The sequence below is a fragment of the Paenarthrobacter sp. TE3676 genome, from assembly GCF_056279165.1.
This window is the reverse complement of sequence record NZ_JBWBQU010000002.1, coordinates 497081-512227: the sequence shown is the minus strand read 5'-3', so window position 1 is coordinate 512227 and position 15147 is coordinate 497081. Positions and strand designations below refer to the sequence as shown.

Sequence of the window (15147 nt, the reverse complement as noted above, 5' to 3'; positions counted from 1 at the left end):
TGCACGCTAGAGTACGGGATACCGGACAGCAACGGTTCGACGATCCCGAAATCCGAGCAGCGAGGAACCATGACAAGCACGCCAACCGCATCAGGCAAAGCCACGTCCAAAGTCCCGGCCGCCGAAAATACGCTGCGCATCCTCAAGCTGTTGGCCTCGCGCCGTGGTCCCATGGCGGCGTCGAACATTGCAACAGCGCTCGGCCTGCCGCGATCCAGTGTGTACCACCTGCTCGGCGTGATGGAGGCGAATGGCTTTGTCCTCCATCTGCACGAGGAACAGCGTTACGGGCTTGGCATCAGCGCATTCGAGCTCAGCTCGGCGTACTCGCGGCAGGAGCCGTTATCGCGGCTCGGACGGCCGATGCTCGCCTCGCTGGTGGACGTCATCGGTGAGAGCGCGCACTTGGCGGTGCTCCACGGGCGCGACGTTCTCTACATCGTGGAGGAACGCGCCAAGAACCGCCCGAGCCTGGTGACCGACGTCGGCGTCCGCCTGCCCAGCCACCTCACCGCCTCGGGCCGCGCGATCCTTGCCGCGCTACCAAAATCGCAAGTTCGCGCGCTGTATCCGAATGCCGCGGCCTTCACCTCGCGACACGAAGTCGAGTTTCCCATCATGAAGTACTCCGCGTTGTCATCCCATCTGGATCAGGTTCGGCAACGCGGCTACGCCACGGAAAACGGCGAAATCACGCCGGGTTTCGGTTCCATCGCGGCCGCCGTGACGGACCATGTGGGATGGCCGACGGCGGCAGTCGCCGTCACGTTCCTGGAGGACAAAGTGCCGGCTGAGCAATGGCCGGTCCTGGCTGCCCGCATCCGCAAAGCGGCAGACGAACTGTCCGTACGGATCCACGGCCGCCCCGCAGGCTAACCCAGCCCCAAGGCATCGCGCTCGACGAGTTTTCGGAAAGTCTCCAGCTCGCCCCGGAAGCTGCCGCGGTAGGAGCCCATGGCGAACAGCCGCCCGAAGATTCCGGCGATAAACCCCCGGGTCACGAATTCCTGGTGGATGCGCGTGCCCTGCCCCTCGCTGGCAAACCGCACATCTGACTCGCCCTTCAGGATGGCATTGCCGAAGCGGGTGCGGATGTGCCAAGGCCGCTCAACCTCAAGGATTTCGGTGGGGCTGGCCATCCGCCCGAACCAGACCGTGTAGCGGCTGCCGGCCTGGTCGATGGAGCCCACGCGGTCCGTCACCCGGGTTACTCCGCCGATCCATTCCGGAAACCGGTCAAGATCCGTCCATGCTGCGAAGACGCGCTCGGGCGGCGCGGCGACGAGCGTGGTTACCCGGTGCGTTCCCATGCGTCCAGCATGCTCCTTTTGTCGCGCGAATGCGAGGGGGTGAGCGGGTCTGTAATCCCGGACAGCACCACTCCAAAAGCCGTTCCGGCCGCAGGATAAAGGGGCTTTAGTAGAAGCAGAAGATCTTTCCACCACATACTTCCCACAGACGAAGGAGTCACCATGGCACCCGCCGATTTCACTACTGGTGCCCGTCCGGTTAAGGCCGCGCGGGGTACTGAGCTTACTGCCAAGTCGTGGCAGACCGAGGCGCCGTTGCGCATGTTGATGAATAACCTGGATCCGGAGGTTGCTGAGCGTCCGGATGATCTGGTGGTTTACGGCGGCACGGGTCGTGCTGTCCGTTCGTGGGCTGCGTTTGATGCGATTACCCGGACGTTGGAGACGATGGAGAAGGATGAGACGCTCCTGGTGCAGTCGGGCAAGCCGGTGGGTGTGTTCCGTACTCATGAGTGGGCTCCGCGCGTTCTCCTGGCGAACTCGAACCTGGTGGGGGATTGGGCGACGTGGCCTGAGTTCCGCCGTCTCGAGGCTGAGGGTTTGATGATGTATGGGCAGATGACGGCCGGGTCGTGGATTTACATCGGTACGCAGGGCATCCTGCAGGGCACGTATGAGACGTTCGCTGCGGTGGGGAACAAGCTGGCTGCGGAGGGCCGTCACCCGGCCCCCGCCGCGGAGGGTTCCACGGAGGGCCCGTTGGCCGGGACGCTGACGTTGACCGGTGGTTGTGGTGGCATGGGCGGGGCGCAGCCGCTGGCGGTGACGTTGAACGACGGCGCGTGCCTGATTGTCGACGTCGACGAGTCCCGCCTGCGCCGGCGTGTGGGTAAGCGGTACCTGGACGAGGTCGAAACCGATTTGGATGCTGCGATCAAGAAGGTCCAAGCCGCGAAGGACGAGCGCCGCGGCTGGTCTGTGGGGTATGTGGGCAACGCCGCGGAGGTTTTCCCGGAACTGCTGCGTCGGCATAAGGCCGGGGAGGTGACCTTTGATGTGGTCACGGACCAGACCAGTGCCCATGATCCTCTGTCCTACCTGCCGGAGGGTATTACCGTGGCGGAGTGGCATGTTGAGGCCGCGGCGGATCCGGAAGGGTTCACCAAGAAAGCCCAGGCGTCCATGGCACGGCAGGTCCAGGCGATGGTGGAGTTCCAGGACGCTGGTGCTGAGGTGTTTGATTACGGCAACTCGATCCGTGACGAGGCACGCACGGGCGGGTACGAGCGGGCGTTTGAGTTCCCCGGCTTCGTTCCGGCCTATATTCGTCCGTTGTTCTGCGAGGGTTTGGGCCCGTTCCGCTGGGTTGCGCTGTCGGGGGACCCGGAAGACATTGCCGTCACGGACAAAGCCATCAAGGAGTTGTTCCCGGAGAACAAGCACCTGCACAAGTGGTTGGATGCTGCTGCGGACCGGGTGGAGTTCGAGGGTTTGCCGGCGCGTATTTGCTGGCTTGGGTACGGCGAACGCGCCAAGGCCGGCCTGCTGTTCAACCAGCTCGTTGCCGAGGGCAAGGTCAAGGCCCCGATCGTGATCGGCCGTGATCACCTGGATTCGGGCTCGGTGGCGTCCCCGTACCGGGAGACCGAGTCCATGGCCGATGGTTCGGACGCGGTTGCTGACTGGCCGTTGCTCAACGCCCTGATCAACACCTCTTCGGGTGCTACCTGGGTGTCGATCCATCACGGCGGCGGTGTCGGTATTGGCCGGTCGCTGCACGCCGGGCAGGTCTCCGTCGCTGACGGCACGGACCTGGCCGCGGAAAAGCTCGAACGGCTCCTGACCAACGACCCCGGCATGGGCGTCATCCGCCACGTCGATGCCGGCTACGACCGCGCCGTCGAGGTCGCCAACGAACGCGGCGTCCGCATCCCAATGAACGAGAAGTAGGCAACAAAGTGACTACCACAACCCACGAACAGCTCACCGTCACCCTCGGCTCCAGCGGCGTCACCCCGGAAGACGTCGTCGCCGTCGCCCGCCACGACGCCAAGGTGACCATTTCCCAGGAAGCCCTGGACAACGTCGCCAAGGTCCGCGCCCACATTGACGATCTCGCTACCAGCGATGTCCCGGCGTACGGCATTTCCACGGGCTTCGGCGCGCTGGCCAACCGCCATATCCCCAACGATCTCCGCACCCAGCTGCAGAAGTCGCTGATCCGCAGCCACGCCGCCGGCATGGGTCCGGCCGTGGAACGCGAAGTGGTCCGCGGCATCATGTTCCTCCGCGCCAAGACCCTGGCCTCCGGCCGCACAGGCGTCCGGCCGGTGGTCCTGCAGACCATGGTGGACGTCCTCAACGCCGGTATCACCCCGCTGGTCCGCGAGTTCGGTTCGCTCGGTTGCTCCGGCGACCTCGCCCCGCTGTCCCATTGCGCGCTGGTCCTCATGGGCGAAGGCGAAGCAACGGGTCCCGACGGCGAACTCTACGGAATCGCTGGCAAGCCGCCTGTCGCTGAGCTGCTCGCGCAGCACGGCATCGAGCCGGTCACGCTGGCGGAGAAAGAGGGCCTGGCCCTCGTCAACGGCACCGAAGGCATGCTGGGTATGCTCCTGATGGCCATCGCCGACATCCGTTTGCTGCTTGCGACGGCGGATGTCACCGCAGCGCTGAGCGTCGAGGCATTGCTCGGTACTGACCAGGTATTCCTCCCGGAGCTCCACGCAGCACTGCGTCCCCACCCGGGCCAGACTGCCAGCGCTGACAACATGCTGCGCGTGCTCTCCAATTCGCCCATCGTCGCGTCCCACCGGATCAACGACACCAAGGTCCAGGACGCCTACTCGCTGCGTTGTGCCCCGCAGGTTGCCGGGGCTGTCCGCGACACCGTGGACCACGCCGCGCTGGTGGCTTCCCGCGAACTCGCTGCAGCGATCGACAACCCGGTGGTCCTCCCGGACGGCCGCGTCACGTCCAACGGCAACTTCCACGGCGCTCCCGTGGCCTATGTCCTGGACTTCCTGGCCATTGCGGTGGCGGACCTCAGCTCCATCGCCGAGCGTCGCACCGACCGCATGCTTGATCCGGCCCGTTCACACGGACTTCCGGCTTTCCTCGCCGGAGATCCCGGCGTCGATTCCGGCCTGATGATCGCCCAGTACACGCAGGCAGGCCTGGTTTCGGACAACAAGCGCCTCGCCGTTCCGGCATCCGTGGACTCCATCCCGAGCTCCGCAATGCAGGAAGACCACGTGTCCATGGGCTGGCACGCTGCCCGGAAGCTGCGCAAGGCGGTGGAGAACCTCCGCCGCGTGCTCGCCGTCGAGCTTGTCACCAGCGCCCGCGCCATTGACATGCGGACGCAAATGTCCGACGGCGAACTCACCCCTGGTCCCGCCGGTACGGCCGTCCTTGAGGTGCTTCGTGAAGTGGTCCAAGGCCCGGGCACCGACCGGTTCCTGTCGCCGGAACTGGAAGCAGCTGACCGTTTGGTTGGCTCCGGAGCGGTCCGCGCGGCCGCCGAATCCGCCGTCGGGATTTTGGCCTGATGTCGAATAAAACGCTCATTTGATGGGCATATTTGTCACGCCCCGGTCTTTGTTCGCAACGCAAGCACCGGGGCGTGGCAAATGTAGTAAAACTTATGGTGTACGTCACGTCCACGCCAACGATGTCGTGGGCCTGACGGTCAACCGTTGACACAACTCAATACACAACAGAGAACATCCACAAAGGGGTAGAAGTTCAATGAAGGCACGCGGAGCAGTCCTGTCCAGGCGAAGCGCTCACACGGCTATGGTTACCGACTGGAAGACGCTGAAAGTTGGCGAGCGGGTGGAAGTGGTCAAATACGCCCACGTGATCGCCGCCGGCCGGGTCGAGGAAGTTTCCGGAAGCGGGAACGTTGTATGGCTTGAGCACGCGGGGTCGGGTGTTACCGAAGAGGGCAAGGAACTCTTCATGAAATCCGACGGCGTGACTCTCCGCCGGGCGTAGGCACCCAACTGAGTCGCAGTTAAGCGCGTTTTGGACGCTCAAAACGCGCGTAAATGCGACCTACTTGGGTGGGGATAGTTGTTAAAACAGAAACCGGGGCTCGTTCCCTTTCCGCGGGCAGTATATGCGGAAGGGGGACGGGCCCCGGTTTTTTGTTCGTTGCCGTGAGTGCCGTCAGGGGCGGCAATCAGGCAGCGAGTACTTCGCGGGTCTGACCGAAGGGAACGGATTCGTCCAGAGCCACTGTGTAGGTGCCGGGTTCGTGCCGGGTCACCAGAATGCCGCAGTTAGCGTCTGCTGCTGCGTTTTCGATCAGGGCATCCACGGCGCGGTCGAGTCCGTCGTGGATCTCGTCTGCCTTGGAAAAAGACAGGCGAATTTCGCGTTCTGCAATCATTGCAGGGGTCATTTGGGGGCCTCCTATTACTTGCCGCATGCGAGGGCGACCCATCAATCATAGAGTGTGAGCGTCAAGTATTTGTAAGATGACCGGCAGCTCAGTGATCCGGGTCTCATCTGCGAACCATGGCGCGGAGTAGTTTTACTGCCACCGAAAGTGCGGCAATATCCACCGGACCTGGCTTAATAGCCTCCTGGATGGTCTCTTGGATGCGCGCCAGTTGTTCGATGTTTCCGTGCTCCCAATCCATAATCCTTTCCACAGGGTCAGCCGCAGCCGGGGTGCGCGGCGTGTGCCGGACCACGGCTTTGGTCATATCGGCCAGCACCAGATACATGTCGTCCCTCAACGCGGCTCTCGCCAACGACTCCCAGTGGGTATCGCGCGGGAGCATGGTGATGTGTTCCAGCAAAGGGATGGCGGAAATCCGCTCGAAGACTGCGAAGTACACCTCTGCCACCGCGTCCGCCGGTTCCTGAAGCTCCTCGGCAATAGCCGAGATGTCCAGCAGGCCATAGCTGACCAGGAGTTCTGAAGCACGGATCCCCAAAGGGCGGGGCAACCCCACGGCGTCCGTGTGCGCAAGGCGCTTCAGGGAATGCGCAAGGTTGATGCCGTGGAGGAGCCCGGTGAAGCTGCCCCGCATCAAGGACATGGGATGTTCCAGTCGTTCCAGGGCGTCGGCAATGGGTTTATCGCGGAAGTCGTGGGTCACGTACCACCGCACGGAGCGGTCAAGCAGCCGGCGCATGTCCAGCGCGACGGCGGAGCCATGCTCGCTGGGTGTGCTGGCCGGCAGTTGGGCGATGGCCTGCGTGACAGAATCCAGATCCCAGATTTTCCGCATCACCACGAAGGCGCGCGCTACGGCCGCCGCTGACACGGTGGTCTCTTCCATGGCCCGGAAAGCGAAGGCGATGCCACCCATATTGATCATGTCGTTGGCCAACACTGTGGCTACGATTTCCCGGCGGAGCGGATGCGTGGAGAGATGTTCGCCGAACCGTTCCGAAACCTGTTGGGGGAAATAGTCGCGGAGTGTCTGCGAGAACCAGGGATCGTCGGCGAGGCCGCCCTCAGTGAGTTCGCGGGCGAGCTCGATCTTGGCGTAGGCGGCCAGCACCGCAAGTTCGGGAGTGGTTAATCCCTTGCCCGTGAGGACGCGGGCCTGCAGTTCCTCGTTGCTCGGGAGAAACTCCAATCCCCGGTCCAGGTCCGTGACGGTCTCCAGCCAGTCCATGGTCCTTTCGAAGCTGGGGCTCCATTCGACGGCTAATTGCTTGTCATTGAGGAGTAGGACGTTTTGGTCATCGTTGGTCCTGAGCACCAGCCGGCCGACTTCGGCCTGCAGGGAATGAAGGAACGCCGGCCGTTCCCCGGCGGACATCCTGCCCGCGGCGATCATGCGGTCCAGGAAGATCTTGATGTTAACCTCGTGGTCGGAGCAATCCACGCCCGCTGAATTGTCGATCGCGTCAGTGTTCACCAGGACGCCAGCCAGCGCAGCCTCGATCCTGCCGCGCTGCGTGACGCCGAGGTTGCCGCCTTCGGCGATGATGTGGGTCCGGAGTTGGTTGCCATCGACGCGGATGGCATCGTTCGCTTTATCCCCGACGTCGGCGTGGGACTCCGTGGACGCCTTGACGTAGGTGCCGATTCCGCCGTTGTACAGGAGGTCTATCGGCGCCATGAGGATCGCCCTCAGAAGCTCCGGCGGGCTCAGGGCCAACTGCCCCTCTGGATCCGCGTTCTCCGTCAATCCGGGGCCCTCTTCCAAACCCAGGGCGAGCCTGACCTCTTCAGTGATCCGGATGGACTTGTCCGTACGCGCGAAGACGCCGCCGCCGTGGCTTAGTTTGGTGCGATCGTAGTCTGCCCAACTGGAACGGGGCAGTTTGAAGAGGCGTTCCCGCTCTGCGTAGGACACCATGGGATCTGGTCTGGGGTCCAGGAAGATGTGCCGGTGATCGAACGCGGCTACCAGCTTGATGTGGTTGGAGAGGAGCATGCCATTGCCGAAGACATCGCCACTCATATCCCCGATGCCCACCACGGTGAAGTCCTCGGCCCGGGAATCGATCGTCAGTTCGCTGAAATGGTGCCGCACGGATACCCAGGCGCCGCGGGCCGTAATGCCCATCTGCTTGTGGTCGTACCCCACCGATCCACCGGAAGCGAAGGCGTCTCCAAGCCAAAAACCGTACTCCACGGCAATGGCATTGGCGAGGTCCGAGAAGGCGGCTGTTCCCTTATCCGCAGCGACAACAAGGTAGTAGTCGTCGCCGTCGTGCCGCACCACGCGCGGCGGCGTCTCGACGCGACCGTTGGCGCCGCCGTCGGGATCCGGCACCAGGTTGTCCGTCACGTCCAGCAGCCCGCGTATGAAGGTCCGGTAGCTTTCCTGGCCCTCCGCGAGCCAGGCCGCGCGGTCCTCCATCGGATCGGGGAGCCGCTTGGGAAAGAAACCGCCCTTTGCACCCGTGGGAACAATCACGGCGTTCTTGACTGTCTGCGCCTTCACCAGCCCAAGGATTTCCGTGCGGAAGTCTTCGCGCCTGTCCGACCATCGGAGTCCACCGCGGGCTATCGGTCCGAAGCGCAAGTGGACCCCTTCAACCCGTGGTGAGTAGACCCAGATTTCGAACCTTGGCCGGGGCGCCGGGGCCGCCGCAATGCTGGACGGATTGAGTTTGAAGCTGACGTACGGTTTGTCCAAGTAGAAATTGGTGCGCAGTGTGGCTTCCACCAGGCTGGAAAGTGTCCGGAGGAGGCGGTCGGCATCCAGGACAGGGATAGCGTCAATCGCTTCTGCCAGTTTGGTTCGGGCTGCGTGGATGGCCTGCGTCCGATGGCTCAGTTCGCTGCTGCCTTCCTCGAAAACGTCGCCGTCAGTCTGGTGCGGGTGGCTGATGAGTTCTGGATCAAACAGGTCCGGCGCGTAGTTGTCCGGGTTGAACTTCGCCTCGAAGAGCTCCAGCAGCGCATGTGTTGCCTTCGTGTTTGCCCGGAGGGTGTCTGCGATGAAGCCGTAAGAGTTAGTGCTCCCCAGCTGCCGCAGGTACTTTGCATACGCACGCAGGATAGCCACCCTCCGCCAGTCGATGCCTTCCTTGATGACCAGGGCATCAAAGGCGTCCGACTCGGCGTCCCCCCGCATAGCGGCGCAGAACGAACTGGCCAACAGATCCCCGGTGGCCAACGGGTCCACTCCGCGCGGGTACTTGAGCCCCAGGTCGTAGAGGAAGAACTGCCGGCCGTCCTCACGCTGCACGTCGAACGGCCGTTGGTCCAGGACCCTCAAGCCAAGATTATGGAAGAACGGCAGGATCTGGGTGAGACTCTGTGGCCGGGTCAGGTACAGACGGATGCGGGCATCCTCCGTGAGGACGGCAGTGCCGGGACGCTTGTAGACCGTCAGCAGCGGGTCGCTTTCTTCGCTTGGTTCGGCCGGGAAGCTCTCGAACTTCGAGATGTCCTCAACAGCGTCTTCCACCTCGTAATCGGCCTTATAGCTGGGAGGGAACGCGGCAGCCCACTGTCGGGAGAGCAGGGCCGCTTCGCCGGACGGGTATCGCGCCTGCAGCGCCTCGGCGAGGCCCTGCGCCCAGGTCCTGGTGGCGGCGATAATCCGCGGCTCCAGGACCAGAGCATTTACGACGCCGGGAGTCCCCTGATGCGGCGACGCCGCATGCGGTAACAGCACGCGGAAGAAGACCCTGGCCATGGCGGATTCGCCCAAACGGAGCTCAAACTCGATGGAGTCCGAGCCGAAGGCCTCGCGCAATTCACGTTCAATGTTGAGCCTGACGGCGGTGCTGTACCTGCGGCGCGGGAGGAACACGAGCGCTGTCATGAACCGTCCATAGGAGTCCGGGCGCAGGAACAGCCGTGTGCTGTGGCGTTCTTGCAAGCGCAGGATCTCGCGGGCATGGGCAGCCAGTTGTGCGGCGTCGATATGGAACAGTTCGTCCCGCGGATACGACTCCATGACCGCCAGGAGCTCCTTGCCGTGATGCGAGCTTGGCGGGTAGCCGAAGGCCTGCAAAACGTTGTTCACGGTGTCGCGGATGACCGGAATCTCCAAGGCTGAGTGCGATGTGGAGCTGGGGGAGAAAAGGCCCACAAAGGTATGCTCGCGGCCCATTCCTGTGCCGGTCGTTTCTGTCCCGTTCGTGGCGATGCTTATTTCGTCGAGGTAAGCCCGGCGCAGGACCGTAGAGCGCTGTGTGGACTTGGTGAGCGTGAGGAGGCGGGACTCCGCCTCTGGAAAGCCTCTGTAGGAGTCCTCTCCTGGTTCCCGCAGCAAGCCAAGCCCATGCTGCCCGCGGTACCCGAGGAAGACAAAGTTCCCCTCACCCAGCCACGCCAGCAGCTCCTGGGCTTCCTTGGCTTCGGCGTCTGATGGTGCAAGTTCGCCCAATGCCCTGACGAGGCTTGCGAGTTCCTGGTGCATTGCTTCGGTGTCCTCTGCCGCGGACCGAACATCCTGCAGGACTCCCCGTAGCCGCCCGACAAGGAGCTCCGCCGCCGCCTCATCCGGGAGCCGTGGGATCTCGATCGCCATCCACGCCTCGGTGAGCAGTCCGCCGTCGTGCTGTTGTTGGGTGGCCGGCCCGGCCGGGGAGCCTGTATTGGAAGGTTCGACGCCGGTGGGCAGTGCCGTGCGGTGCGGTGCCCTGTGGACTTCGGTCAGGCGGTGCGTGACGGGGTCGCGCTCGACGCTGAAGGTCGGATGGACCAAAAGCCGGATGGAAGCGGTGTCCCTGGCGATCTCTGCAGTAACGGAGGGGAGAAGATAGGGCATGTCATCGGCGACGATCGCAACAACGCTGGCATCGGACTCGTTCAGGACCCCGATCACGGCTTGCCCCGGTTCGCGTCGTTCGGCCAAAGTTCGGTGGTAGCGGGCACGTTCCAGCAGCGTTTCGGGGGTGTAGTAGCGGACGTCGTCCTCTGAAACGTGCTCGTAGTAGTCGGTCAGGAATCCGTCCGCCGGCTCCACCCTGGGTGACATTTCCGCGCGCCTCCGCTGCGCAAAGGAGAGGCCGTGCGTTGCGGCCCGGCGAAGTCCCTGCGCCTCACTTCATGCTCCCGCGAGGTGGCATTTAAAGCCAATGTTTGAGGGAAACATTGGCATTAAATGCCACCTCGCGGGAGGTTTGCGCCCCCAAGACGTGGTGGCGGGATTCGAACCCGCGTGCGCTGCTTTGCAGGCAGCTCCCTGGCCTCTCGGGTACACCACGTGCAAACGACACTAGGCGCCGGGATGCGACGGGATCAAAGTTCATTTCCCAGGCTTTCTCAGGGCTACGCAGGGTGTCTCTGAGCTACTGGGTGGTGTCGCCGGGCTACGGGAAGGTTGCGCCGCGTTGCCTCCAATGACGGCTGATCTGCGCCCCTGCGCCCCTCCGCCCCTCCGCCAGCGGATCAGCGCCAGCGGATCAGCGGCTTGTTCGTTGAGCGGTACGTTCAAGGGTGGGATCCGCGGACAAATGCGGGATCCGTGCCAACGCGGCGCTTGGCACGCATCCCTGCCAGCTTCGTGGTTGCGGCTGTGACCAAGAGTGTGAGGATGGCCGCGGCCGTGTGCGTGTATAGAAGGAGGTGAACGGAGCCACCACTGGCTGCTGCCCCTGCCGGCGCGTCCCCCAAGGCTGGGCCGCCGTGCAAGTGGTCCAGGAACCCGTTACCGGGAAAGTACCCGCCAAAGGCGTCAAAACCCAGGTGCAGCAACTGCTGGGCAAGGCCGGACAGCAGCAGCAACAGCAAGGGTCCGTGCACCCAGCGGGCAACGAGTTGGGCCGCCAGGCAGGACAGTGCGGCGAAGCCCAGAAGGACTGGAACGGCGGGAATGCTGCCGCCAGCCAGCATGTGCGCGGCCAATCCAAGGGCCACCGCGGCCAGCCCTGCAACCCAAGCCCACTTCTCCTGCACAAGAGGTGTGCGCATCGCTGTCCTTTCCTCCACACAGGCTATGTGGAGGAACGTGCCCATGAACAGGGCCTTCCAAACGCGTCTACGCCAAATGCCCGTCTACGCCAGGAGCGTGTTGATCAGCCGCGCGGCAACCTTCGCGGTCCGGGAGTCAATGTCGAACTCGGGATTCAGCTCTGCCACGTCCAGGTGCAGCAACTTTCCGCTGGCAGCAACTTGCCTGCAAATCGCACTGATCACCGGCAGCGGCACACCGTACGCAGCGGGCGCGCTCACCCCGGGTGCCACCGACGCCGGCATCACGTCCAGATCGATGGTCAGGTACAACACGTCCACCCCGGCCAGGAAGTCGGCAACAAAGACGTCCACTGCTTCCGGAGTGCACTGCTCATCAAGCAGGTACTTCACACCCAGGCGCCGGGCCGTGTTGAAGAGCGTCCTCGTGTTGTTGGGCTCCGAGATGCCGACGACGGCGTAGTGAAGTTCACGCCCCGCGGCGGCTTCCGCGTGGGCCATCTGCAGGAAGGGCGTCCCTGAGCTCGGCGTCGGTTCTTCCCGCAGGTCAAAGTGGGCGTCCAGGTTCAGGACACCGAGTCGCTTGCCGCGAACTGCTGCGGAACCAGTCACGCCCAAGTAGCTGGCGAAGGCGGTCTCGTGGCCCCCGCCCAGCACCACGGTGAGATTGCCGGCGTCGAGCAGTCCCGAGATGGCGCGTCCGGCGCGCTCTTGGCCCGCCTCCAGTGAGTCGTCCTCCACAACCACATCACCGGCGTCGAAAACGTCACGATCAAGGTGGAACGCCAGCGGCCCCAACGCAGAGCGGATGGCGGCGGGAGCGGCAGCAGCACCAACGCGCCCTTGGTTTCGGAGGACGCCGGCGTCGCTGCAGAAACCAAGCACGACGGCGGGGCGCGAGGCTGCTTCGGAGGCAGACGTCTCGTGGGGTGCTACTGCTTGCCACCACCGCCGGTGTTCATCGCCATCGCCATCAAAACGACCCGTCCAGGGGGCAGGCGCGACATCTACGGTGAAGGGGCTGGTTTCCATGCTTCAAGCACACCGGACATAGAGCCCCAAAACCAGCCATTCCGCCACGGGGGTGTCTGAAACCCCGGACTCACACTCCCCGTAGACGCCGCGAGATGGCATTTGATGCCAATGTTCGCGCCAAACACCGTCATCAAATGCCATCTCGGCGAGGACCTACTTGACGCCCAACAACTCCTCCACAGTTCCGATGCCGAAGAACAGCAGGAACGCGGCTGCCACAGCCCACATCAAGGGGTGGACTTCGCGGGCGCGGCCCTGGAACGTGCGGATCAGGACGTAGGAGATGAAACCGGCGCCGAGGCCGTTGGCAATTGAATAGGTGAACGGCATGAGGGCGATGGTCAGGAACGCGGGGATTCCAACGCCCCAGTCCTGCCAATCGATCTTGCCCACCTGGGAGACCATCATGAAGCCCACAACCACCAGGGCGGGAGCCACAGCCTCGAACGGCACCAGGTTGATGAGCGGCGTGAAGAACATGGCCACCAGGAAGAGGACACCGGTGACGATCGAGGCGAGGCCGGTTCGGGCACCTTCTCCAATGCCGGCGCCGGACTCGACGAAAATCTGGTTGGAGGAAACGGAAGCTCCGCCGCCCACGATTGCACCGAGGGCATCAACCTGAAGGACGCGGTCAACGTTGGGGATGTTGCCGTCTTTGTCCACGGTTCCGGCCTCGTTGGCCAGCCCAACCATGGTGCCCATGGCGTCGAAGAAGATGCTTAGGAGGATCACGAATGCCAGCAAAGCCGCCGCGATGAAGCCGAGGTGTTCAAAAGCACCGAAAGGGTTGGCCTTGCCGATGAGGGACAGATCCGGGGCGCCCCATTCGGTGAGCGTGGGGGCCACCAATGACCAGCCGCGGGGGTTGACGTTGGTTCCGTCAAAGCTTGGGCCGATGTGCAGCGTAAATTCGAGGATGGCGGCCAGCGCAGTGGAGACCACGATGCCGATCAGGATGGCGCCGCGGACCTTTCGGACCACCAAGGCGATGGTCAGGATCAAGCCCACTGCGAAAACGAGTGTCGGCCAGCCCATGAGCTTTCCGTCCACGCCCAGGCCCAACGGAACGGTGGTGCCGGCGGCATCAGGGATGCGGCGGACGAAACCGGCGTTGACCAGGCCAATGAGTGCGATGAAGAGGCCGATGCCCACAACGATTGCCGTCTTCAGGGCCTCCGGAACCGCCTTGAACACGGCTGTTCGGAAACCGGTCAGCACCAGGATGAGCATGGTGATGCCGGACAGCACCACGAGCCCCATCATGTCCGGCCAAGTCAACCCGGGATGGGAAGCCACAGTGACTGCCACGAAGGCGTTGACGCCCAAGCCTGTGGCCACGGCAAACGGATGTTTGGCCCACGCGCCCATGAGGATGGTCAAGATGCCGGCAACGAACGCCGTGGTGGCTGCCACGGCCGTGAAGCCCAGCGACGCGCCACTCGAGTCGGGTCCGGAGAGGATCAGCGGGTTCAGCACCACGATGTAGCTCATGGCGAAGAAGGTCGCGAAGCCGCCACGGATTTCCCGCGAATACGTGGATCCACGTTCGGAGATTTTGAAGTAGCGGTCGATTGCAGAACCTTGTTTGAGCATGAAGGTCTCCGGGGATCGAGGGGAGTTTGCTCTCAAATCCTATGTTGTCCGGTGTGGGCCCTTTGAACCATTCGCCTAGTCTGTAAGGAAGCCAACACTAGGAGAAACCGCCCCATGCGTACCATCCGCCCGCTTCTGGCCGCCGTCGTCGCTGCCCTTGCTTTCGCGTCCGCCTTGCTGTTTTCCGCGGCTCCGGCGTCCGCGCACGACGTCGCCGAGTCAACCGCGCCAGCCAACGGTGCCAGCGTGGCGGAAGTCCCGGCGTCGGTCTCCATCACGTTCAACAACCGCCCGCTCGCGATTGGTTCCGGCGTCACCGTGACGTCCGGCGGTGAGAACTGGGCGGACGGTCCGGTCGAAATCATTGATAGTCAGGCTGTACAAAAGCTTCGCGAGGGCGCTCCAGCTGGTGAATACACCGTGGTATGGCGTGTAGTCAGCTCGGATTCCCACCCCATTGAGGGCACCTTCACGTTCACGGCCGCCGCGGGAAGCACGACGACGGCGAGTGGCCCGGTGGGTGCCTCGCCGTCGGTGTCGGCGCCGTCAGCCGCAGTACCGACGGCGGGTACCGCAGCGCCGGGAACGGGCAGCAGCGAGCCTGCCGCTGACGCCTCCCAACCCTTCCCGTGGAGCATTGTCGGGCTGGCTGTTGTTGCTGTGGGTCTCGTTATTTACCTTGCTGTTACCGCACGGAAGAAACTTGCAGCTTCCAACAGCCCTGATGGCGATACTTCCGCGGAATAACGCGGTTTTCTACGTACCTGCGAATATCTCGAAACGGACACTGCGACACGCCAGAAGCCCACTTCCCGTTACTTAAATGTGACTTCGGAGGAATCATCGCGTACGGTAGTACCTGTGCCTGTTCCACGTAGCGGGCACTTCCGGCCTGATTGCCTAGCTCTGCCGCAGTCC

The 15147-nt window shown here is 63.5% G+C and carries 11 protein-coding genes and 1 tRNA gene; 5 read left to right on the top strand and 7 right to left on the bottom strand.

What is annotated here, in order from left to right:
* Nucleotides 1-69: 69 nt before the first annotated feature.
* A complete protein-coding gene (locus ACZ881_RS06275) occupies nucleotides 70-876 on the top strand; it encodes an IclR family transcriptional regulator (protein WP_054809310.1) in 807 nt (268 codons plus the stop codon).
* Here ACZ881_RS06275 and ACZ881_RS06270 read toward each other — a convergent pair.
* Complete coding sequence (locus ACZ881_RS06270) at nucleotides 873-1310, bottom strand: SRPBCC family protein (protein ID WP_476113365.1); 438 nt, start codon at nucleotides 1308-1310, stop codon at nucleotides 873-875. The genes ACZ881_RS06275 and ACZ881_RS06270 overlap by 4 nt on opposite strands.
* Nucleotides 1311-1472: 162 nt before the next feature.
* Here ACZ881_RS06270 and ACZ881_RS06265 point away from each other — a divergent pair, with 162 nt between their 5' ends.
* The 3 genes from ACZ881_RS06265 to ACZ881_RS06255 all read left to right on the top strand — a co-directional run bounded on the left by ACZ881_RS06265 (nucleotide 1473) and on the right by ACZ881_RS06255 (nucleotide 5249).
* Entirely contained in the window at nucleotides 1473-3200 is a 1728-nt protein-coding gene (locus tag ACZ881_RS06265) for a urocanate hydratase (protein ID WP_476113363.1), read from the top strand.
* A gap of 8 nt (nucleotides 3201-3208) precedes the next feature.
* Entirely contained in the window at nucleotides 3209-4801 is a 1593-nt protein-coding gene (gene hutH / locus ACZ881_RS06260; RefSeq protein WP_476113361.1) for a histidine ammonia-lyase, read from the top strand.
* Between the two features lie 199 nt (nucleotides 4802-5000).
* Entirely contained in the window at nucleotides 5001-5249 is a 249-nt protein-coding gene (locus tag ACZ881_RS06255) for a hypothetical protein (protein WP_476113359.1), read from the top strand.
* 187 nt (nucleotides 5250-5436) lie between these two features.
* Here ACZ881_RS06255 and ACZ881_RS06250 read toward each other — a convergent pair whose 3' ends face one another.
* From ACZ881_RS06250 to ACZ881_RS06225, 6 genes are all read right to left on the bottom strand, one after another.
* On the bottom strand, nucleotides 5437-5658 hold the full coding sequence (locus tag ACZ881_RS06250; protein ID WP_017198995.1) for a hypothetical protein: 222 nt from the start codon (nucleotides 5656-5658) through the stop codon (nucleotides 5437-5439).
* Between the two features lie 103 nt (nucleotides 5659-5761).
* Entirely contained in the window at nucleotides 5762-10663 is a 4902-nt protein-coding gene (locus ACZ881_RS06245) for an NAD-glutamate dehydrogenase (protein WP_476113356.1), read from the bottom strand.
* A gap of 158 nt (nucleotides 10664-10821) precedes the next feature.
* Nucleotides 10822-10892, bottom strand: a tRNA-Cys gene (locus tag ACZ881_RS06240).
* 226 nt (nucleotides 10893-11118) lie between these two features.
* Nucleotides 11119-11598, bottom strand: coding sequence for a hypothetical protein (locus ACZ881_RS06235; protein ID WP_476113354.1), 480 nt, complete (start codon nucleotides 11596-11598; stop codon nucleotides 11119-11121).
* Between the two features lie 84 nt (nucleotides 11599-11682).
* On the bottom strand, nucleotides 11683-12630 hold the full coding sequence (hutG, locus tag ACZ881_RS06230) for a formimidoylglutamase (protein WP_476113352.1): 948 nt from the start codon (nucleotides 12628-12630) through the stop codon (nucleotides 11683-11685).
* Nucleotides 12631-12786: 156 nt separating this feature from the next.
* On the bottom strand, nucleotides 12787-14229 hold the full coding sequence (locus ACZ881_RS06225; RefSeq protein WP_091464829.1) for an NCS2 family permease: 1443 nt from the start codon (nucleotides 14227-14229) through the stop codon (nucleotides 12787-12789).
* 114 nt (nucleotides 14230-14343) lie between these two features.
* Between ACZ881_RS06225 and ACZ881_RS06220 the strand changes: the two genes are divergently transcribed.
* Nucleotides 14344-14976: a copper resistance CopC family protein gene (locus ACZ881_RS06220; protein WP_178993493.1), complete on the top strand. Its 633-nt coding sequence runs from the start codon at nucleotides 14344-14346 to the stop codon at nucleotides 14974-14976.
* The last annotated feature ends 171 nt before the right edge of the window (nucleotides 14977-15147 follow it).